We start from the raw sequence: 20,721 nt of genomic DNA, 5'->3' as shown, positions 1-20,721 counted from the left end.
CCACGCTCTGCGTGGGAACGATCAGTGTATTCAGTTGTTTTGGAGAGTCACCATGAAACAAACCCCGGCAGAGCGCTTGCAAGCCGAGCGCCAGCAGACCGAGAACCAGTTCGATATCACCCAGTACGAGCATGTGCCGCGTCGCTATTACGGGCGGATGTTTTTTGCCACGTTGATCGTGATCGCACTGGCTGCCTTGCTGCGTGCATTCGCCAACGGCCAGATCGAATGGTCCTACATCGGTCAGTTCCTCACGTCCGAGGCGATCATCTGGGGCCTGGTGAACACCATCATCATGTCGATCCTGGCCATGGCGCTGGGCGTGGTGATCGGGGTGATCACGGCGATCATGCGCATGTCGGCCAACCCGATCCTGCGCTACGTGGCCATCACCTACACCTGGCTGTTCCGGGGTACGCCGCTGATTCTGCAACTGCTGTTGTGGTTCAACCTGGCGCTGATTTTCCCGGTGATCGCGATTCCCGGCCTGTTCAGCATCGACACCGTGGACCTGATGACGCCGTTCGTGGCCGCCCTCCTCGGCCTGAGCATCAACCAGGGTGCCTACACCGCTGAAGTGGTGCGCGCCGGCCTGTTGTCGGTGGACACCGGTCAGTACGAAGCCGCCAAGTCGATCGGCATGCCGAGCCTTCAGGCGCTGCGTAGGGTGATTCTGCCCCAGGCGATGCGGGTGATCATTCCGCCTGTAGGCAACGAGTTCATCAGCATGGTGAAAATGACCAGCCTGGCGAGTGTGATCCAGTACTCGGAGCTGCTGCACAACGCGCAAAACATCTACTACGCCAACGCCCGGGTCATGGAGCTGCTGATTGTTGCCGGCATCTGGTACTTGGCGGTGGTGACTGTTCTTTCATTCGGTCAGAGCCGCCTTGAGCGTCGTTTTGCCCGCGGCGCCGGCAAGCGTTCGTAAGCCCTGACTGAGGAGATTTGCCCCATGAGAAGCATCGTCAAGGCCGTGAACCTGAACAAGTATTACGACCAGTATCACGCGTTGCAGGACATCAACCTGGAAGTCGAACAAGGCGAAGTGCTGTGCATCATCGGCCCGTCCGGTTCCGGCAAAAGTACCCTGCTGCGCTGCGTCAATCAGCTGGAAAAAATCGACAAGGGCGGCCTGTGGGTCGATGGCGAACTGGTGGGCTACCGGGTCGTCGGCAACAAGCTGCACGAATTGAATGAATCACAGATCGCCCGTCAGCGGTTGGCCACCGGCATGGTGTTTCAGCGCTTCAATCTGTTCCCGCACATGACTGTGTTGCAGAACATCATCGAGGGCCCGTGCCAGGTGCTCAAGCGCTCGCCCAAGGAAGCCACCGAGGACGCGCTGGAGTTGCTGGCCCGCGTCGGCCTGGCGGACAAACGCAATGCCTACCCGGTGGAGTTGTCCGGCGGCCAGCAACAACGTGTGGCAATTGCCCGTGCGTTGGCGATGCGCCCCAAGCTGATGTTGTTTGACGAACCCACGTCAGCCCTCGATCCGGAGCTGGTAGGAGAAGTGCTGTCGGTGATGCGCGATTTGGCCACCACCGGCATGACCATGATTGTGGTCACCCATGAGTTGGGCTTCGCCCGCGAAGTGTCCAACCGCATGGTGTTTATGGATGCCGGCCAGATTGTGGAAGCCGGCAGCCCGGAAGAAATTCTAATAAGCCCACAAAACCCGCGTACCCAAAGCTTTATTTCTGCCGTTCGCACTTAACTAAAAAACTAACGAGAACGCCCCCATGAAAAATCTGTTTCTTCCAAGTTTGCTCGTAGGCCTGATGGCCTCCACTTCGGTTTTGGCGGCATTGCCGGCAGCGATCAAGGACAAGGGTGAGATCAGCGCGGCCATCGTGCCGAACTACCCGCCGATGGATTTCAAGGACACCGCCACCAACAAGCTCACCGGCCTGGACTTTGACCTGGGCAACGCCCTGGCCGAGCGTTTGGGGGTGAAGATCAAGTGGCAGGAAACCGGCTTCGAACAAATGCTCAGCGGCCTGACTACCAGGCGCGTGGACATTGTGCTGTCGGGCATGAGCGACACTGCCGAGCGTCAGAAGGCGGTGACCTTTATCGACTACTTCACCAGCGGCCCGCAGCTGTACACCCTGGCCAAGCGTGAAGATCTGAAGGAATTGACTGACCTGTGCGGTAAAAAAGTCGGCACCAGCCGACGTACCACCTGGCCGTCGGAAATTGCCGCGTGGAGCAAGGAAAACTGCGAAAAGGCCGGTAAGCCAGCCATCGTAGTGATTGGCACTGAGGGTTCGGCGGATGCGCGGGCACAGTTGCAGCAGAACCGTCTGGATGCGGCGATGCAAGGCAGTGAAACCATTCCTTACCTGATGTCGCTGGACAAAGGTAAATACAAGCCGGTGGGCCTGGCGATTTCCAAGCAGTTCACCGGGCTTGGGATTGAGAAGAGCAATACCGAGTTGGTCACGGCCATCAGTGAGGCGTTGCAGGGCATGATTGATGATGGGACGTACGGCAAGATTCTGCAGAAGTGGGATCTGGAGCAGGGTGCGGTTGAGAAGATCAGCATCAATGCCGGCCAGTAACGCGATCTAAATGTGGGAGCGGGCTTGCTCGCGAATGCGGTGGATCAGCCAGTACAGTTGGCACTGACACACCGCATTCGCGAGCAAGCCCGCTCCCACACTGGATCTTCATCGCCTTGAAAAAAGAATAAGGACATCCGCCCCACCGTGGCCACATACTCCCTGGTAATCCGCCGCCTGATGATCTGCTCGGTGACCATCGTCGTCAGCCGCGCCATGACCAGCCCATTGCTCGCCCTGTTGCTGAGCACCCGCCTGGGCCTCAACCAGCAAGACATCGGCTTGCTGATGGGCATCGCCGTGTTCATCGCCACCCTGCTGGGCCTCTACGGTGGCTACATCATCGACCGCCTGGAAAAGCGCAAGCTGCTGATCCTGGCGATGCTTTCCAGCTCCATCGGTTTTTTGTTGCTGACCTTTGCCAGCAACCTGTACCTGACCACCCTGACCCTGGTGATCACCGAAGCCGCTTCGGCGCTGTTCCTGATCGGCTCCAAGGCGATCATCAGCGAGAACCTGCCGGTGGGCCAGCGGGCCAAGGTGTTTTCCCTGCGCTACACCCTGACCAATGTCGGCTACGCCACCGGCCCGATGCTCGGCGTGGTGATTGCCGGGCAGATGCCCCTGGCACCGTTCCTGATCGCCAGCGCGATTGCCTTTGGCAGCCTGTTCCTGATGATCGGCATCCCACCGACCCAGCGCGACGACAGCAACAAACCCTTAAGTTTTCTCAGCACCCTGAGGACCCTGCGCAGCGATCGCACCTTGATCCTGTTCACCAGCGGCAGCCTGTTGAGCACCATTGTCCACGGGCGCTACACCCTCTATCTGTCGCAATTTCTGCTGGTGGCCTACAAGCCGGAGAACGCGCTGAAAATTCTCTCTGCGGTGCTGGCGTGCAACGCCATCACGGTGATCCTGATGCAATACCAGATCGGCCGCTTCCTCAAGCGTGAACAACTGCGCTACTGGATCGTGCTTGGCACCTCGCTGTTTATTGCCGGGTTGATCGGCTTCAGCATGGCGGACGGCCTGGTGTCGTGGTGTGTCGCGATGTTTGTGTTCACCCTCGGGGAGATGATCATCTACCCGTCCGAGTTCCTGTTTATCGACACCATCGCCCCGGACGCCCTGCGCGGCAGTTATTACGGCGCACAAAACCTGGCGGCATTTGGCGGGGCGCTGAGCCCGGTGATCTGCGGCTACCTGCTGATCAACGCATCCCCCGCCTCTATGTTCTATGTACTCAGCGGGCTGACGGCGGTGGGTGGCACCTTGTGTTTCCTGAGTGGCCGGCGTGTGGTGGTCCGTGCGTAATTTCTACTGATATTTGCTCGATATCCCGCTATTAATAGCGAAACCTCTCACGGACCCGAGCCCCATGAAATTCGACACGGCCTACAGCCTGAGTCTCGACGACAAGCTGTCGATCTATGACGTGCGCGACCTGAATTTCGACGAAACCGCCGCCTTCGATTCCGACAAGGACAGTTTCCTGTGCCCCAACGACGAATGCCGGGCGGCGTTTGCGGCGGGCAATGTGTTGGGCACGTTCAATGCAAAAAACGTCAATTACCTGCGTACGCCCCACTTCAAGAACATCCCCAGCACCCGGCATATCGAGGGTTGCCGTTACGCCAGTCGCCCTGCCGGAAAAGGCGAATCTGAGGATGGGCCGGAGGAAAACTTTCCGTCGGAATTTGTCCTGACGCGGCGCCAGTACGAACGCAAAACGCCGGTCATCGGTGCTGAGGCTGGCACCCCACAAGAACCACCGAAAACGCCGGCAACCCGCAACGCCTTGTCTCACAGCTCAAGCGACACCACCCCGGACAAGACCAGCGTCTTTGCCCACCCCGTGGAATGCTACGTGTCGAATATCGGCGATAAGGAAAAGCTGAAAAGCATGCCCTTGAAGATCGGCGATCACACCGCGACCTACTGGACGTTTTTCAAGAAGATCGAATACCTGCAAGACAATAAAGGCCTGATCTACTGGGGCAAGATCAAGGAGATCAAGGACTACACCAGCAGCTTTCGCATCGACTTCGAAAAGAAGGCCTGGCTCGACAAAAAGCCCTATTCCATCAACGTTTACCTGAGCAAAAAACTGATCGAGAACTACCGCAAGCGCAAGGCGTTCCTGGAGCAGATCAAGGCCGCGGTGGACAGTGATCGAGCGCTGTATTGCTTCTTCTACGGGGTAACGCCGGAGCTGAAACAGGTGCCAAGCAAGAAAAACCCCGAGCAGACGTTCGGGGTGTTCAGTGCCAATATCGAGAACCTGGATCACCTGATTATTCGCGAGGCGCCGGGGTTGGGAGAACGGTAATGCGATTCCAGGTCAGGCCCTTCGGCTGAATAAACGGTACTTTTCACGTGCAAGTGCGGCGCCCGCAGGGTCCAAGCCGCCTACCGTGACCAACCAGTGAATCAGCATTTCCTCATCCGGTAAATGAAGCCCCTTCACATCTTTCAAGCTTCGAGGCGTATGGTTGATTCGAGCGTCGTAATGCAGAGCGCTCCAAGGCATTGCAACAAGATCCACGCCTTCTGCGTCCATCTCAAAACTCCGCAATATTTCGTTGATTTGAGTCTGCGCACTCCGATCACCCCGCTGCTGTAGAGAGTACGACTCGACCAAATTGACGAATTGCTGCTCAGGCACAGACGGATCAACCAAATCCAAAACATCAGACTTCAAGGCGAGATCCAAAACACCACTCATCCACCGATTAATAAAGGTGCGCACGAAGCCATCGGCGTCGGCTTTTTTCATATCAAAAAACAGCATGCAATAGCGGGTTTTCAGATGTATCGCCAACAGCACATGTTTACGTTGCACCGTCGCGGCATGGACCAGCCACTGATGAGGGTCGGCGTACAGGTCATCGCCCTGGCGCTCTTGTGTCGGCAGTTTTTGAACCGGGGTAATTTTTTTGCCTTTGTGAACCCGGCTAAAAAAATTACCAGCCGCCTGCGTACAATTAAAACTAAGCATCAAGATATTTCCTGAACATTCTGACTGAAGTCTAAGACAAGACTCAGTCGCCTTGTACGTGTGCAGCAACCCACTCGATTTCGTAACGCTGCCTGACCGCGTAGCCGATAGCGCTCAATGTCTCTTCGCTTAATACCGACAACTCTGAATCACTCAACAAATCATGCCTGATCATTTGCGCAAGGCTCTCGCGGGCTTTCGAACGACTGTAGAGATCAAACATTCGGACGACATCGTTATCGCGATCCCTGGTGAGGATATACAGCGTCCTGTACCGAGCCTCGGCAGAAAGCGTTTCGCGCTCGCTGATGGTCTTTGCATCAGCCAGTACGCCTAGGTAAAAGCGTTCAAGCGCCAATGCCCTGAGGACTTTGAACTTCTGCCAATCGCTTTCGGAAATGGACATGACATTCCCCCGGTCACTTTCTTTTGAATAGAGAAGTAACCCTAGCCTGCGGCTAAAAGAACGCAAAATCCACTTGCGTCAGACCAGCATGCTCACCATCACCACGCCCAACAACCCGATATACACCCGCGCATGCAGTGCATCCGGGATGCGACCGATCCACGGTGTGGCCAGGCGAATGCCCAGCAGCGAACCCAGGGTGAGGATGGCAAACGCCAGCAAATCGACATAGCCGACAAACCACGCGCCCAATTGCACCTTGGCGAATCCCGCCATGAGCATGTAGGTAAATGTACCGGCCAGCGCCACCGGCACGCTCAGCGGATTAGCCATGGACGTGGACTGGGACATGCTCAAGCCACAACGGCGCAACAGCGGCACGGTCATCACGCTGCCGCCCACCCCCAGGAAGGTCGCGATCAGGCCAATGGCGATGCCGCCGCCCGTCACTTCCATGCCGCTCAGGCGTCGTGGCTGGAGTGTGTCGTCCTGGCTGAGAAAGCCCCTGCGCAACAGACAATCGACGATGGTGATGGCCAGGTAGGCGATAAAGGCGTACCGCATGAAATCGCCGCTGGCGAACATTGCAGCCCCTGCCCCCAGCACGGCGCCAACCCCGATGTACCCGCCCAACGGCCACAGGTAGTGGCGAATCAGATTACCTTTGCGACGGTGTTTTCCAGTGGCGATCAGCGCGTTGACGATCATCACGCAGGTCGAGGTGGCGACCGCGATATGCATCGCTGATTCACTCACGCCCGCGTCGTGGCTGAGCTTGAGCATGCCGTACAGCAACGGCACCACCACGAACCCGCCACCGAAGCCGAACAGCACAGCGGTTACGCCGGTGATGCAGCCGAACAGTGCCAGTAATAGATAGAACATCGAGAATCGCCTTCAGTATCAGGGAGAGCTGTCGACGATAGAGATTCAAGGCTTGGCCCGCTTGCGCATGTCGGCCAATAATATGCGAGATATTGCCACTTCCGGAATCAGCTCCATGCGCAACGTTTCCATCGCTCAGCTCGACCTGACCCCGCGAACGGTCGTGGCAATCGGCACCGACTATCCCCACGGCTATCTGCTCAAGCGCCACAGCCATCGCCGCGGCCAGTTGCTGTATGGCGCCACCGGGGTGATGCAAGTCAGCACCCAGCAAGGCAACTGGGTTGTGCCGCCCCAGCGCGCGGTGTGGATTCCGGCCCAAGTGCCCCATGAAGTGCTGATGCTCGGCGTGTCGACGCGCAGCCTGTATATCGAACCGCACGCCGTCACCGACTTGGGCACCGACTGCCACGTCATCAACGTTTCCCCCCTGATGCGCCAGCTGCTGATGGAGGCGGTGGAGCTGCCGCTGGAATACGACGAGGCCGGGCGCGACGGTGCGCTGGTCAGCCTGCTGTTGCATGAACTGGCACGCGCCACGCACTTGCCCCTGCATATCCCGCTGCCGGAGGAACCACGGCTGCTTGAGCTGTGCCTGACGTTTCTGCAGCGGCCGGACGTGCACCAGTCACCGGTTCAATGGGCGCAACAATCGCACCTGAGCCTGCGCACCTTCAGCCGGCATTTCCGCCAACAAACCGGCCTGAGCTTCGTGCAGTGGCGCCAGCGAGCCTGTGTTGTGCAGGCCTTGGCGCGGTTGGCCAGCGGTGCAAGCGTCACCCGGATCGCCCTGGACCTGGGCTATGAAAACCCGGCGGCATTTTCCAGCATGTTCCGCCGGGTGCTTGGGCAGTCACCGAGCACCTACCTGGAAGGGGCGAAATAGAGCGGCGGCAGCGCTATCGGAAAATCCAGTTGATGAGCGGTCAAAACAACTGTACAAAAACACAGTATAGTTTGCCCTCCCCCGTCGAACCTGGAGAAAGTCCATGTCCTCTCTGGCAATGAGCAGCACTGTAGAACAGCAGATCGTCCTTCATCAATTCACCCCACGGCACAGCGTCCAGGCCCGCCTGATGCTGGGCTGGAGCCGGGAAGACCTGGCCCGGGAAGCGGATGTGGAAGTGGACGCCCTTCAACGTTTTGAAAGCCATGGCGATGTGGACGATGCTATCCGCCTGAGTGTGGCGTTTCGCCTGGAGGCTGAAGGGTTGGTGTTTTTCCCGGGGTTTGCGCCGGGTTGGGGGATGAATGTGCGGGGCTCTTTGCCACTGTCGTCAGAGCATTCAGTGCTTGAAACGGTTGAGTAAGATTTCTCTTCGCGCTGACGCTTATCCCTATTTAGGTATATCCTCTCATGAGTTCATGGAAGCCACTCCTCTGGGTGGGCGGTAGCAAGAAAGATCTGCAGCAAATGCCTGGGCCTGTTCAAGATGTGTTTGGCTTTGCGCTCCACCTCGCCCAAGGAGGAGGCAAGCACTCACAGACCAAGGCATTGAAAGGGTTTGGCGGTAACGCGGTACTTGAGGTGGTGGAGGATTTCGACAGCAACACTTATCGTGGTGTGTATACCGTCCGTTTCGACTCAGCTGTTTATGTCCTTCATTGCTTCCAGAAAAAGTCGACGAAAGGCATCGCTACAGCACAGCACGACATACAACTGATCAAACAGCGACTCAAGGCGGCGCAGGATCATGCACAAGCATCACAACGCGATTGAGATCGAAGAAAGCACCGGCAATGTCTATGAAGACATCGGGCAGCCCGACGCCAGTGAAATGCAGGTCAAGGCACAGCTGGCGACGAAGATTGGTGAGATTCTCAAGGCACGTAGCCTCACTCAGGCACAAGCCTCCGTCATTCTCGGTTTATCCCAACCCAAGGTGTCTGAAATGCTGCGTGGCAGGTTTCGGGGTATCAGTGAAGCCAAAATGCTTGAGTGTTTGTCGCGCCTGGGGCGCGATGTGCAAATCGTTATTACGGCTGCGCCAGCTTCACGTACTCAAGGACGTATTGAAGTGCTATTCGCCTGAGTTGCCCTAGGTTCTGGCTCCCGCAAGTTCACGCCTGCAACTGCAACGCCCGACGGATCATTTGTGGCGGTTGGCCAAACGCTCGCAGGAAGGCTCGACGCATGCGCTCCGGGTCACCGAAGCCCGTCTCCCGGGCGACAACGTCGATGGAGTGGCTGCCGGATTCGAGCATCAACCTCGCCGCTTCAATGCGCAGGTGTTCTACCGCCTTGGCCGGCGATTGCCCGGTTTCGGCGCGGAACAGTCGGCTGAACTGACGCGGGCTGAGGTGTGCCGCTTGCGCCAGTTGCTCTACCGAGAGGTCCTCGTGCAAGTGCCCTTTGGCCCACGCCAGGGCGGTTTGTACGCGGTCGGACTTTGGGTCCAGTTCCAGCAACGCCGAGAACTGTGACTGGCCACCGGCACGGCGATGGTAAACCACCAGTTTTTTCGCCACGTCGCGGGCCACTTCCACGCCCAAATCGTGCTCGACCAGGGCCAGGGCCAGGTCGATGCAGGCGGTCATCCCGGCAGAGGTCCAGAGCGGGCCATCGACGGTGAAGATCCGGTCTTCCTCCAGCTTCACATTGGGGTAGCGCTGGCGAAACGTCATGGCGTGGTACCAGTGGGTGGTTGCCTTGCGCCCTTCCAACAGGCCGGCCGCTGCCAGGTGGAACGAACCGGTGCAGGCCGATGTAACCCGGCGCGACGCCGTCAATGACGCTTGCAGGTACTCCACCATGCCGGGAGTGGGCTCAAGTAGTTCGTTGTCCCCCAGCACCAGGATCGTGTCGTAGACCTGCTGCCCGAACGCCAGGCTATCAATGGCAAAGCCCATGGAGCTTCTTATCGGCCCGCCATGCTCCGACAACAAGTCCACGCGGTAGAACGGTCGCCCCACCACGAAGTTGGCAAATTCGAACACGCTGCTGGTGGACAGGCTGAGCACCTGGAAACCGGGAAAAAGCAGAATACCGACGGACACCATGGCCAAACCTCATGTCTCTAAAGGAGGGATATATGACATTGCAGCCATCACATTACACCCATAATCTTGGTTCCAACAAGGCCGATCCCCTCCCCGGCCCATTTGGAGCAACTGCCATGTCGCAACACAAAGGTTATGCCCTGATTACCGGTGCCTCGTCAGGAATTGGTGCGGTGTATGCCGACCGCCTGGCCCGTGCCGGCTACGATCTGATTCTGGTGGCCCGCAACCAGCAACGTCTGGAGCAGTTGGCAACACGCTTGAAAGCCAATACCCAGCGTGACGTGCAGGTGATAGCGGCCGATCTCAATCTGCCAGCCGACTTGGCGCGAATCGCCCGGATCGCGCACGAAGACAGCCGTATCAGCCTGCTGGTGAATAACGCCGGTGTGGGCGCCACGGCTTCGCTGCTGGAGTCGGATGCCGACAAAATGGACGCGATGATTCTGCTGAACGTACTGGCGCTGACCCGCCTGGCCAAAGCCGCGGCAACCAACTTTGTCGCCCAGGGCCGTGGCACGATTATCAATATCGGCTCGATTGTCGCTCTCGCTCCCAAAGTGCTGAACGGCGTGTATGGCGGTACCAAAGCGTTCGTGCAGGCGTTCAGCGAATCGCTGCAGCATGAGCTGAGTGACAAGGGCGTGGTGGTCCAGGTAGTGCTGCCAGGCGCTACCGCCACGGAGTTCTGGGACATCGCCGGCCTGCCTGTGAACAACCTGCCGGAAGCCATGGTGATGACCACCGAGAACCTGGTGGACGCCGCCCTGGCAGGCCTTGCCCAGGGTGAAGCCGTGACGATTCCGTCCCTGCCGGACAGCGCCGATTGGGACACCTACGAAAGCGCACGGCTGGCCCTAGGCCCGAACCTGTCGCACCGTGAACCCGCCGCTCGTTATGGGTTGAAGTAATCCGGACTAGCGCAGGCCGGGTGTAAACGCAGGCTTCCTAATTGCATGGGAGGCCTGCTCATACCCGTAGGCGACCGACAGCAACGTGGCTTCGCTCAAATTTGCCCCATAAAAGTGAACAGCCGTTGGCATCCCTTCGTCGTCCATTCCCGATGGCATCGAGATACCGGGATAACCGGCCACTGCCGAGTAGTAGTAACTGTACGAGTGAAAATTGGACACTATTGCGTCAAGCTTATGCTCGGCCAGCGGCTTATCGATGGTGCTTTTGAAAATCGGGCCGATGGCAGCCCATAACTCATTGCGCGCCTCATCACTGATATCCATCCCGTTGATCATGGTGAGCATCTGTTGGTCCGGCACACCCGGACCGCTGTTGCGCTCGTTGAATTCAATCAGCTCAGCCAGCGACTTCACCGGCAAGCCTGCCCGTCCGGCCAGGTAGGCTTCAAGCTGGTGTTTAACGTCCGATAACAACGCGTCGTTATATTGTTCATGGGTTTCGTACGGGACGCCCTCACCCAGTTGACCCACGGGTACCAATGTCGCGCCCTTGCCCCGCAGCAACGTAATGGCATCCTCGAAGTGCTGCCTGTCGGCTATTTTCGCCGGGTCGTTGGCATCTTCTGCTGATAACTCAGGCAACGGCGTATAGCCGATGCGCTTGCCCACCAAGGCGTCAGGCTTGATTCCCTGGGTGTAGCGGTTGGTATCCGTCATCGCATCCAGTGCTTGCGCCGCATCACGTACGTTACGGGTGAAGGTGCCCACCGTGTCCTGGCGGGAACTGGTCATCACCCCTTCAGTGCTCACTAACCCTTCGGTCGGTTTGAAACCAATAACACCGTTGTAAGCCGCCGGCGTAATGATTGAACCATTGGTTTCGACCCCCAATGCCAAGGGCACAATCCCTTGAGCAACGGCTACCGCAGAGCCCGTACTCGAGCCCGCCGCCTGGCCATCCAGCCGATGCGGGTTGAGGGTCAAGCCGCCCCTGGAGCTCCAGCCATCAACCGGAGCCTCAGAGCGAAAATTGGACAATTCGCTCATGTTGGTTTTTCCAATAATCACAACGCCAGCCTTCAGCAGGTTGTCCACCACCCTGGCGTTCCTTGAAGCGGGCCTGCCCACCAGCGCCATGGAGCCACCGCTGGTCTGCATCTTGTCGCCGGTTTCGAACACATCCTTGAGCGCTATCGGAACGCCATGCAAAGGCCCGCGCACTTTGCCTTCGGCCCGTTCCAGATCCAGCGCACGGGCTTTCACACGAGCGTCAGGATTGATTTCAATGAATGCATTGCCGCCCTGCAAGCCCTTGTCCATGTTGGCGATCAGCTTCAGCGAATCCCTCACCACCGAATCGGAACTGGCCCCATTGGGCCGGGTCATGGCCGCCGCCAAATCGTCGGCACTCCTGTAGGCCTGTGGCGGGTTCACCACTGCATCGAAAAGCCCCGCTGCCCATCCCGCGCCCAAACCTGGTCCAATCATAAATACTCCCCGCCTGCCTGAATGTTGGGAATACCGTTCGATATCCCTGCCTCAGTCTAAGAAGCGAAATACTCGATGACTCGGGGGCAACTCTTACCGCGGCGTACGATCACTCTCCCCATGGCGTAGGCCCTTAAAGCCGCCCTAGAACCTGCTGACAACCTCGCACCAACGCCGCCAGACGATCTCTGGACCAGTGCGCACCATAGAACCAGACGACCCTCGACACCCCGTCGACGTCGGTGCCCGCGGGCACGCTGAAGCGTGGGTTATCGGCAGTCGCTGCTTTGTGGAAAGCAACACCTTGCGCATCCGCCACCACCCCATCCAGGCGGTTTTCCGTGACCCGGTCGTTAATCTCATTCCCGGGGTCCAGGGTGAAGTGACGTGTGTCATCGGTCACCTGCGCCGTCACAGGCACCAATTGCGCACCGGCTGCACGCAGTACGTCCAGTACCCGGGCAAAGTGCGGGCTGTGTTTGGCGGGTTTGCGCACATCACCGGTAACGTACTCGCTGGCAAAACCAATACGGCTGCCAGCCAGGGGCGGTGTGTTGATCAGATGACCCGGATCAGCGACGGGTGGAATCTCCACCATCACCCGCCCCTCGGGGTCGACACCGCTGAGGGCAATCAGTGATAACGCGGGATCGCGCACGCTGTGCATCATGGGGCCAGGGAGGTCGAGCCTGGGGCCGTAACCGCCCGTGGAGCCGAACTCCAGGCCGCCCTGGTGAGTGGCCGAATTGACGATCGTACCGGCCGCATGACTGCCAAACACGACGCCCTGGCTGGCAGCGGGGGCGCAAGGCTGGGGAGTACAACTGTCCCCCGATCCTGAAGGCTTGAACAGGCAGCGCACGCCCGGCCCCGTGACCTTCCTACTCTTATCTTCCATACACTCCCACGCCCCGGAATAAAGTTTCGAGGCGTGATTGCATCCCTTAAGCGAGGTGGATGTCTGTCGGAAATGGCTGGTTATGGCTCGTTCAAAATCCCTGAGCGCGCGATCAGACGGTGATTATCCGCTGACGTGCGCTTCACTGCCCTGATGCTCGACTTCCAGCCACCAGGCCTGCCCGCGCTCCGGCTGGTTGAGCATGAACGCCTGCCCCATCGCCGGTGTGGTGATCGACACGTTACGCTCCCATGCCAGCGCCATGATGCGGTCGAAGGGTTCGTGCCATGCATGAAACGCCAGGTCGAACGTGCCGTTATGGATCGGCAGCAGCCAGCGGCCCTTCAAGTCGATGTGCGCCTGCAGGGTTTCTTCCGGTTGCATGTGCACGTGGGGCCAGTCGACGTTGTAGGCACCCGTCTCCATCAGGGTCAGGTCAAACGGGCCGTACTGCTCGCCGATACGCTTGAAGCCCTCGAAATAGCCGGTATCACCGCTGAAGAAAATTCGCCGTGAGCCGTCGATCATCACCCACGAACACCACAGCGTCTGGTTGCCATCGAACAGGCCGCGCCCGGAAAAGTGCTGGGCCGGCGTGGACACAAAACGAATCCCGTCCACTTCAGTGCCCTGCCACCAATCCAGCTGCCGCACCTTGCTGGCATCCACACCCCACTTGACCAGGGTATCGCCCACACCCAGCGGCGCGAGGAAATAGCGGGTCTTGTCCGCCAGTTGCACCACCGCCTTGTGGTCCAGATGGTCGTAGTGGTTGTGGGAAAGAATCACCGCCTCGATCGGCGGCAGGTCCTCAAGGCTGATCGGCGGCTGATGGAAACGCTTGGGCCCCGCCCAACTGAACGGCGAAGCACGCTCGGCGAACACCGGGTCGGTCAGCCAGAACTTGCCGCGCATTTTCAGCAGCACGGTGGAATGGCCGAGGCGGAAAACGCTATGGTCCGGGGCGGCAAACAGTTGCTCGCGAGTCAGCGGCTGCACCGGGATCTCACCCACCGGGCGCGTGCTGCGGGGCTTCTGGAAGAGCATCTTCCACATGATGCCCAGGGTCTTGCCCAAGCCGCCATGCTGGATGGGCTTCTGATTGGTGAAGTGACCTTGATGCTGTTCGGAAGACTTGGGCGCTGTAGAAGAACTGTCGAGACGGGTTGAGATCGTGGCCATTACCGAGGAACTCCTGCAGACTGCTCTAAAAATTACACTGCACAGTGTAGTTTCTAGATTGCAACAAAACCGGGAGCAAGTAAACTACCGAGTGTAAGTTTCCCTTCAGAGCCGAACTCCCACCATGACTGTACCCCTGCGCCTCACCGACCGTAAACGCGAAGCCATCGTGGCAGCCGCCATTGCCGAGTTTCGTGACAACGGGTTCGAGGTCACCAGCATGGACAAGATTGCCGCCACGGCGGGGGTTTCCAAGCGCACGGTGTACAACCACTTCCCGAGCAAGGAAGAGCTGTTCGCCGAGATCCTGCATCAACTGTGGGCCAGCAGTGTTGCGCAACTGGACGTCAGCTACGCCAGCGACCGCCCGCTGCGGGAGCAACTGCGCGGGTTGCTGCAGGCCAAGATGACGATGATGTCGGACGCCAACTTCCTCGACCTGGCCCGGGTCGCGATTGCCGCCACCATCCACTCGCCGGAACGTGCCCAGGACATGGTCAACCGCCTGAGCAAGCGTGAAGAAGGCTTCACCCAATGGGTGCGCGCCGCCCAGGAAGACGGCCGGCTGAGCTGCACCGACCCATGCTTCGCCGCCCACCAGGTGCAAAGCCTGCTCAAGGCCTTTGCCTTCTGGCCACAGATCACCCTCGGCCAGCCGACCCTGGACGCCGACGCCCAAGCGAACGTCATCGAGTCGGCCATCGACCTGTTCCTCGCAGGCTATGAGGTCGTGCCGCAGCACTGACCTGTTGCAGGAACGACATTCAAGGTCGTTTTTATCTGATTCGCCGCGTGTCCTTTGCAAATGGCCTGGAAGGACACTGATTATTCCCACGCGAATAACTGACAATATTCACACGTATTATCCGACCAGTGGTTTTCCCGATCACGTGTGCCGTCGTACCTGCAAAAAAAGAATCGACCCAGGAATCTATGGAAAACCAACGAGGCAAAGGGCTGTCATTTGCCAGACGTATCTACAGGCCAAGGATCATCGGCCTGGGCATCGGCTGCATCAGCGTCATCGCCGCGCTCTACCCACTGCAAATGCCAGGCTGGGTCTGGGCGTTGCTGCTGTTCAACGGTTTTGGCTGGGCGCACCTGGCCTATCAACTTTCGACCCGCTCTGATTTCCCCTACAAGGCGGAACGGCGAAACCTGCTCTACGACTCACTGCTCGGCGGGTTCTGGGCGGCGACTACACAGTTCACGCCACTGACGGCCGTGACCATCCTGTCGATGATGACCATGAACAACGTCGCCGCCGGCGGCAAACGCCTGTTCCTCCACGGCATCGTGGCGCAACTGGCAGGTATCGGCGTGTCCTGGCTGCTGTTTGGCATCCACTTCAATCCCGACGTCAGCCTGGTCCAGGTCTACGCCTGCCTGCCGATGCTGACCCTGTATCCCATGGCGCTGGGCATGGTCTGCTACCGCCTGGCGATCAAATTGTCGGAACACAAACGCGCCCTGAGCGCCTTGAGCCGCACCGACAGCCTCACCGGCCTGCTCAACCACGGTTCGTGGAAAGACCTGCTGCACCTGAAGTTTCACAAGTGCCAGCAACAACATGGGAACGCCACCATCGCACTGATCGATATTGACCATTTCAAGCAGATCAACGACAGCTATGGGCACATCATCGGTGACCAGGTTCTGCGCCAACTAAGCCTGGAACTTCGACGCAACCTGCGGGCAAACGACCTGGCCGGGCGATACGGCGGCGACGAGTTCTGTGTGATTCTTCCGGACATGCCCATGGAACAGGCCGCGCAAGTCATGGAACGCATGCGCGAGGTGTTCAGCAATTACCGCAACCCGGAAATCCCCGAGCTGCGGGTCAGCCTGAGCATTGGCCTGGCGTCTTTCCAGAGCACCTTCACCGACGCGGCCATGTGGCTCAACGCAGCGGACCGCGCGCTGTACGCGGCCAAGGACACCGGCCGTAACCGAGTCAATATCAGCGACTACGTGGTCGCCCATTCCGCCTGAATCCCGCCCTCTGCATCTCGTCTGAATTAAACGCGCCCGTCGCCGACCGATAGCATAATGCCGCCATTGGTCGACTGGCATAGAACTTCTTGCCGGCCATACGACTCAGAACCCGCTGTTCCACCCCGCTGCCAGCACAAGGAAGCTGGCAATGAGCACGTTTGCCGTATGGCCAGGCCTTACGGTGGCAGGCGCCCCCATGGATACCCCTGACGCTTGCTTCCCCCGAGCACACGACCATGCTATTCAACGCCCATAAAAAAACCATCAGTACCCTGCAAGCCACCCTTGCCCAGCAAGCCAGCCTTCTCGACGCCATCGACCGCTCCATGGCGGTGATTGAATTTGATCTGCAAGGCACAGTCCTGCGGGCCAACGAGAATTTCCTCAAGGCCATGGGCTACACCGCCGACCAAGTCGTGGGCCAGTCCCACCGCCTGTTCTGCACCCCGGCCTTTGCCCGCAGCGCCGAGTACGGCCAACTGTGGACACAATTGCGCAACGGCCAATTCCAGTCCGGCACCTTTGAGCGCGTGACCAGCGGCGGCCAGCCGATCTGGCTGGAGGCCAGCTACAACCCGGTGCGCGACGAGTCCGGCAGCGTGGTGAAAGTGGTGAAGTACGCCATGGACGTCACCCCGAAAATGCAGGCCGAGAGTGAAGCCAACGCCAAGTTGCAGGCCATCGACCGCGCCATGGCGGTGATCGAGTTCAACCTCGACGGCACCATCATCAGCGCCAACCAGAATTTCCTGCAGCGCATGGGCTACAACCTGGCGCAGGTGCAGGGCAAGCATCACCGCATGTTCTGCACACCGGAGCTGGCCAACAGCAGCGCCTACAGCGATTTCTGGCGACGGCTGAACCAGGGTGAGCTGTTCAACGGCCAGTTCGAACGCATCGACAAAAACGGCCAGGTGGTGTGGCTGGAAGCCAACTACAACCCGGTATACGACGCCAGCGGGCGCCTGTGCAAGGTGGTGAAATACGCCTCCGACGTCACGGCCATGGTGGAGAAACACGCGGCCGACGCGCAAAGCGCCACCCAGGCTTATCACATCTCGCTGCAAACCCGGGACATCGCCGAAAAAGGCGCCGAGGTGATCCAGCAGACCGCCACCGGCATGCGTGAGATTGCCGCCAATATCGACGGTTCTTCCGCGCTGATCGCCAAGTTGGGCGAGCGTTCGCAGCAGATCACCGCCATCGTCAACACCATTCGCGGGATTGCCGACCAGACCAACCTGCTGGCATTGAACGCTGCCATCGAAGCCGCACGCGCCGGCGAACAAGGGCGTGGCTTTGCGGTGGTGGCCGATGAAGTGCGGCAATTGGCGGCGCGCACCAGCGGTTCAACGGCCGAGATTTCGTCGATGATCGAGATGATCCAGACCGAAACCCGCCAGGCCATCGACAGCATGGACGGTACCCGCGACCGCGCCGCCCAGGGCGTGGACCTGGCCAACCAGGCGGGTACGGTGATCCTGCAGATTCGCGAAGGCGCCAGCGAGGCGGTGCAGGCTGTGAGTGCGTTTGCCAATGAACGGGGCAACAGGTAAGCGACAGGCTTCTTCATGTGCCAGGCCGAGGGCTCGGTCTATAGTGGTGGCTTGTCTTACGCCACGGATTCGAGCCCGCCATGACCCCGGATAAACCTGAAGCCAACGTTGACCACCTGCGCTTTCATCGTAAACACGCCCATCTCGCGCCGACCTTTGGCAACGACACCTTTGCGTTGAAAGCCGAAGCCTTCGCGCGCTTCTTTGGCACCCCGACGTTCCTGGGGGCGCAAACGGCAATCGTGATTCTGTGGGTCGTGCTCAACATGACCGGCATCACGCACTTTGACGTCTACCCGTTCATCCTCTTGAACCTGGCGTTCAGCCTGCAATCGGCCTATGCCGCCCCCTTGATTTTGCTCGCCCAGACCCGCCAGGCCGCACGGGACAAGGCCCAATCCGACGCCGACGCCCAGCACCGCGAAGCCCTGGCCGTGGCCAACACCGAACGCCAGGCCCAGGCGGCGCAGACCACCAAGCAACTGCTGGAACTGTTGGAGCAGAACACCAAGCTCACCGAGATGACCAAACAACTGACCGAACGCATCGAAGGGCTGACCAGCGAAATGCACGACCAATTCGTGCGCAAGACCTGACCCTCCCACGCATCCAGTGTGGGAGCTGGCTTGCCTGCGATTGCATCACCGCGGTATGCCTGATGCACCACAGCGCCTGTATCGCAGGCAAGCCAGCTCCCACAGTTATCTCACCGGCAAGCGCACATGCTGGCCCAACTGATCAAATAACGTCACCACCGAGCGCAAGGCCCGGCAATCGGGGCGCGTCAGCAGCCACAGGGCGGTGTCGTGCCCCACCAGCGGCGGGCTCAACGGTTCCAGACCCGCGCCCAGCAGGTAATCCGGCAACGCGGCCACGCCGAGTCCCGCGCGCACCAGCTCGGTTACCGAAACCATGCTGTTGCAGCGATAGGCTGGCATCACTCCCGGCAAGTGCTGGCGCCGCCAGGTGACGGTGGGGTGATCCGGCAGGAAGTCATCCGGCGCGATCCAGTTCAGGGCCGCCAGTTCCTCCCCCCCATGCTGGCGGGCATAGTCGGCACTGGCGCACACCCGATACGACACCGTGCCCAGGCAACGTCCTACCAGATGCTCGGGCGGTGCCTTGGTCAGGCGCAGGGCGATATCCGCATCGCGGCGACTGAGGTTGGCGAAGTCATTGGACGTGCTCAGCTCCAGGGTCAGCGCCGGGTAACCCGGCATGAACTGCGCCAGGGCCGGCAGCAACAGTGACTGCAATACCGAGTCCGTGCACGTCAGGCGCACCGTACCGCTGATCACTTCACCGCCCTGCTCCACTCCCACCCGTGCTGCCTCCAGCGCCTGTTCGGCACGTTCGGCCTGCTCGGCGAGGGTGGTGGCCAAGGTGGTGGGCAGGTAGCCGGCGCGGCTCTTTTCGAACAGCGTCTGGCCCAGCGCCGTCTCCAGCCGCCGCACTGCGCGAAACACCGTAGACACATCCACCCGCAGCAACGCCGCCGCCCGCGCGAGCGTGCCGCCGCGCACCAGGGCGAGGATCAGGGAAAGGTCGGGGTAGTCGATCTGATAGTGCACCGCTGCATTGAACATGTGTGTTAACGCCAATATTGATTGCGTGAGCGCCAATCTATAGTGAGCGCCAGGACTCAACAAGCCACGGATACCCTCGATGAATAAAACCACCCTGCACCTGGCCCTGATCGGCGACTACGATGCCCAAGTCACCGCCCACCAGGCCATTCCCCTGGCGTTGCAACAGGCCGGCGCGGCGCTGGGCCTGACGGTGCGGTTCGACTGGCTGGCCACCGACACGATCAAATCCACCGAACAACTGCAGCACTACGACGGCTTCTGGTGCGTCCCCGCCAGCCCTTACCGTGATCTGGACGGCGCCCTGCTGGCCATCCGTTATGCCCGTGAACAGCGGCGCCCTTTCCTCGGCACCTGCGGCGGTTTTCAACACGCGGTGCTGGAATATGCCCGCAACGTGCTGGGCTGGGCCGACGCAGAACATGGCGAACTGGCCCCCGATTCGCCCCGTGCAGTACTCACGCCCCTGACCTGTGCGCTGGTGGAAGCGACCGACACCATCCGCTTGATGGCCTATACCCGCATCGCCGAGGCCTACGCCACCCTGGATATCCATGAAGGCTACCGTTGCCGCTATGGCATCAATCCAGACTTCGAAAGCGCATTGCTGGAAGCCGACCTGATTGCCAGCGGCCATGACTCGGCGGGTGACCTGCGGGCGGTGGAGTTGCTGGGCCATCCGTTTTTTGTCGCCACCCTGTTCCAGCCGGAACGTGCGGCGCTTAAAGACGTCACCCCGCCGCTGGCCATTGCGCTGCTGAAGGCCTGCGCATGATCGCCAAGACACCCAAACCGCCGTACTACGCCGTGGTGTTCAGCTCATTGCGCACTGAAGGTGACAACGGTTACGGACAAGCCGCCGACCGCATGCTGGAACTGGCCCGGCAACAACCCGGTTTTCTCGGCGTGGAATCGGCGCGCGGGGACGACGGGCTGGGTATCACGGTGTCCTACTGGAGCAGCGAAGCCGCGATCCTGGCCTGGAAGCAGCACGCCGAACACACTGAGGTGCGCGAACAGGGCCGCGCCACCTGGTACTCGGCGTGCCATACGCGGGTGTGCAAGGTGGAGCGGTCTTACGCGTTCGAGCGCTGAAACCTCAGCCCGTGTAAAACACTTAATGTGGACAAGGGAGGCTCTGTGGTGAGGGCGCTTGCTGTAGTGAGGGAGCTTGCTGTGGCGAGGGAGCTTGCTCCCGCTGGGCTGCGAAGCGGCCCCAAAATCTTGGGAGCGCTGCGCACTC

The 20,721-nt window shown here is 59.7% G+C and carries 24 protein-coding genes; 16 read left to right on the top strand and 8 right to left on the bottom strand.

Features of this window, described 5'->3' with window-relative positions; genetic code table 11:
- Positions 1–52 precede the first annotated feature (52 nt).
- The 5 genes from HX869_RS00430 (at position 53) to HX869_RS00410 (ending at position 4,899) form a co-directional block, all read left to right on the top strand.
- A complete protein-coding gene (locus HX869_RS00430) occupies positions 53–931 on the top strand; it encodes an amino acid ABC transporter permease (RefSeq protein ID WP_003211504.1) in 879 nt (292 codons plus the stop codon).
- A gap of 24 nt (positions 932–955) precedes the next feature.
- On the top strand, positions 956–1,720 hold the full coding sequence (locus tag HX869_RS00425) for an amino acid ABC transporter ATP-binding protein (protein ID WP_003211502.1): 765 nt from the start codon (positions 956–958) through the stop codon (positions 1,718–1,720).
- A 25-nt stretch (positions 1,721–1,745) separates the two neighbouring features.
- On the top strand, positions 1,746–2,567 hold the full coding sequence (locus tag HX869_RS00420; RefSeq protein ID WP_178902590.1) for an ABC transporter substrate-binding protein: 822 nt from the start codon (positions 1,746–1,748) through the stop codon (positions 2,565–2,567).
- Between the two features lie 147 nt (positions 2,568–2,714).
- On the top strand, positions 2,715–3,884 hold the full coding sequence (locus HX869_RS00415; RefSeq protein WP_003211499.1) for an MFS transporter: 1,170 nt from the start codon (positions 2,715–2,717) through the stop codon (positions 3,882–3,884).
- Positions 3,885–3,948: 64 nt separating this feature from the next.
- On the top strand, positions 3,949–4,899 hold the full coding sequence (locus HX869_RS00410) for a hypothetical protein (protein WP_178902589.1): 951 nt from the start codon (positions 3,949–3,951) through the stop codon (positions 4,897–4,899).
- A gap of 12 nt (positions 4,900–4,911) precedes the next feature.
- Here the strand turns inward: HX869_RS00410 and HX869_RS00405 are convergent, their stop codons facing one another.
- The 3 genes from HX869_RS00405 to HX869_RS00395 all read right to left on the bottom strand — a co-directional run bounded on the left by HX869_RS00405 (position 4,912) and on the right by HX869_RS00395 (position 6,859).
- The gene (locus HX869_RS00405; RefSeq protein ID WP_134327178.1) at positions 4,912–5,568 is read right to left on the bottom strand and encodes a hypothetical protein; all 657 of its coding nucleotides are present in this window, start codon (positions 5,566–5,568) and stop codon (positions 4,912–4,914) included.
- Between the two features lie 43 nt (positions 5,569–5,611).
- A complete protein-coding gene (locus HX869_RS00400) occupies positions 5,612–5,974 on the bottom strand; it encodes a hypothetical protein (RefSeq protein ID WP_178902588.1) in 363 nt (120 codons plus the stop codon).
- Positions 5,975–6,052: 78 nt separating this feature from the next.
- Positions 6,053–6,859: a sulfite exporter TauE/SafE family protein gene (locus HX869_RS00395; protein WP_178902587.1), complete on the bottom strand. Its 807-nt coding sequence runs from the start codon at positions 6,857–6,859 to the stop codon at positions 6,053–6,055.
- A gap of 115 nt (positions 6,860–6,974) precedes the next feature.
- Between HX869_RS00395 and HX869_RS00390 the strand changes: the two genes are divergently transcribed.
- From HX869_RS00390 to HX869_RS00375, 4 genes are all read left to right on the top strand, one after another.
- A complete protein-coding gene (locus HX869_RS00390; protein ID WP_177067317.1) occupies positions 6,975–7,745 on the top strand; it encodes a helix-turn-helix transcriptional regulator in 771 nt (256 codons plus the stop codon).
- Between the two features lie 103 nt (positions 7,746–7,848).
- Positions 7,849–8,169: a helix-turn-helix transcriptional regulator gene (locus HX869_RS00385; RefSeq protein ID WP_178902586.1), complete on the top strand. Its 321-nt coding sequence runs from the start codon at positions 7,849–7,851 to the stop codon at positions 8,167–8,169.
- A gap of 47 nt (positions 8,170–8,216) precedes the next feature.
- On the top strand, positions 8,217–8,579 hold the full coding sequence (locus tag HX869_RS00380; protein ID WP_003211487.1) for a type II toxin-antitoxin system RelE/ParE family toxin: 363 nt from the start codon (positions 8,217–8,219) through the stop codon (positions 8,577–8,579).
- The gene (locus HX869_RS00375; RefSeq protein ID WP_003211485.1) at positions 8,554–8,892 is read left to right on the top strand and encodes a helix-turn-helix domain-containing protein; all 339 of its coding nucleotides are present in this window, start codon (positions 8,554–8,556) and stop codon (positions 8,890–8,892) included. Before HX869_RS00380 ends, HX869_RS00375 begins: the two co-directional genes overlap by 26 nt.
- 28 nt (positions 8,893–8,920) lie before the next feature.
- Here the strand turns inward: HX869_RS00375 and HX869_RS00370 are convergent, their stop codons facing one another.
- Positions 8,921–9,859 (bottom strand): GlxA family transcriptional regulator, encoded by a 939-nt coding sequence (locus tag HX869_RS00370; protein ID WP_178902585.1) that lies wholly within the window; start codon positions 9,857–9,859, stop codon positions 8,921–8,923.
- A gap of 116 nt (positions 9,860–9,975) precedes the next feature.
- Here HX869_RS00370 and HX869_RS00365 point away from each other — a divergent pair, with 116 nt between their 5' ends.
- Positions 9,976–10,770, top strand: a complete 795-nt coding sequence (locus HX869_RS00365) for an SDR family oxidoreductase (protein WP_008432939.1) — start codon at positions 9,976–9,978, stop codon at positions 10,768–10,770.
- Positions 10,771–10,776: 6 nt separating this feature from the next.
- Here the strand turns inward: HX869_RS00365 and HX869_RS00360 are convergent, their stop codons facing one another.
- The 3 genes from HX869_RS00360 to HX869_RS00350 form a co-directional block, all read right to left on the bottom strand.
- Entirely contained in the window at positions 10,777–12,159 is a 1,383-nt protein-coding gene (locus tag HX869_RS00360) for an amidase family protein (protein WP_256736742.1), read from the bottom strand.
- 235 nt (positions 12,160–12,394) lie between these two features.
- Positions 12,395–13,159, bottom strand: coding sequence for a hypothetical protein (locus HX869_RS00355; protein ID WP_178902584.1), 765 nt, complete (start codon positions 13,157–13,159; stop codon positions 12,395–12,397).
- A 123-nt stretch (positions 13,160–13,282) separates the two neighbouring features.
- Positions 13,283–14,341: an MBL fold metallo-hydrolase gene (locus HX869_RS00350; RefSeq protein WP_003211475.1), complete on the bottom strand. Its 1,059-nt coding sequence runs from the start codon at positions 14,339–14,341 to the stop codon at positions 13,283–13,285.
- Positions 14,342–14,465: 124 nt separating this feature from the next.
- Here HX869_RS00350 and HX869_RS00345 point away from each other — a divergent pair, with 124 nt between their 5' ends.
- The 4 genes from HX869_RS00345 (at position 14,466) to HX869_RS00330 (ending at position 18,488) form a co-directional block, all read left to right on the top strand.
- A complete protein-coding gene (locus HX869_RS00345; protein ID WP_003211473.1) occupies positions 14,466–15,086 on the top strand; it encodes a TetR/AcrR family transcriptional regulator in 621 nt (206 codons plus the stop codon).
- Between the two features lie 188 nt (positions 15,087–15,274).
- Complete coding sequence (locus HX869_RS00340) at positions 15,275–16,333, top strand: diguanylate cyclase (protein ID WP_003211472.1); 1,059 nt, start codon at positions 15,275–15,277, stop codon at positions 16,331–16,333.
- Between the two features lie 239 nt (positions 16,334–16,572).
- Positions 16,573–17,892 carry a PAS domain-containing methyl-accepting chemotaxis protein gene (locus HX869_RS00335; protein WP_177008446.1) on the top strand — a complete coding sequence of 440 codons (1,320 nt, stop codon included), beginning with the start codon at positions 16,573–16,575 and terminating at the stop codon, positions 17,890–17,892.
- A gap of 80 nt (positions 17,893–17,972) precedes the next feature.
- Complete coding sequence (locus HX869_RS00330) at positions 17,973–18,488, top strand: DUF1003 domain-containing protein (protein ID WP_003211469.1); 516 nt, start codon at positions 17,973–17,975, stop codon at positions 18,486–18,488.
- Between the two features lie 105 nt (positions 18,489–18,593).
- Here the strand turns inward: HX869_RS00330 and HX869_RS00325 are convergent, their stop codons facing one another.
- Positions 18,594–19,478: a LysR family transcriptional regulator gene (locus HX869_RS00325; RefSeq protein ID WP_178902583.1), complete on the bottom strand. Its 885-nt coding sequence runs from the start codon at positions 19,476–19,478 to the stop codon at positions 18,594–18,596.
- Positions 19,479–19,557: 79 nt separating this feature from the next.
- On the opposite strand from HX869_RS00325, the gene HX869_RS00320 reads away from it, so the two are divergent.
- Both HX869_RS00320 and HX869_RS00315 read left to right on the top strand, forming a co-directional pair.
- Positions 19,558–20,253: a CTP synthase gene (locus tag HX869_RS00320; protein ID WP_102369737.1), complete on the top strand. Its 696-nt coding sequence runs from the start codon at positions 19,558–19,560 to the stop codon at positions 20,251–20,253.
- Positions 20,250–20,573, top strand: a complete 324-nt coding sequence (locus HX869_RS00315; protein ID WP_003211463.1) for an antibiotic biosynthesis monooxygenase — start codon at positions 20,250–20,252, stop codon at positions 20,571–20,573. Before HX869_RS00320 ends, HX869_RS00315 begins: the two co-directional genes overlap by 4 nt.
- Positions 20,574–20,721 lie beyond the last annotated feature (148 nt).

The sequence above is a fragment of the Pseudomonas sp. P7779 genome (assembly GCF_013386315.1).
Taxonomy (GTDB): domain Bacteria; phylum Pseudomonadota; class Gammaproteobacteria; order Pseudomonadales; family Pseudomonadaceae; genus Aquipseudomonas.
Note: the sequence above shows the minus strand (reverse complement) of the source record. Positions and strands in the feature narration are given on the sequence as shown.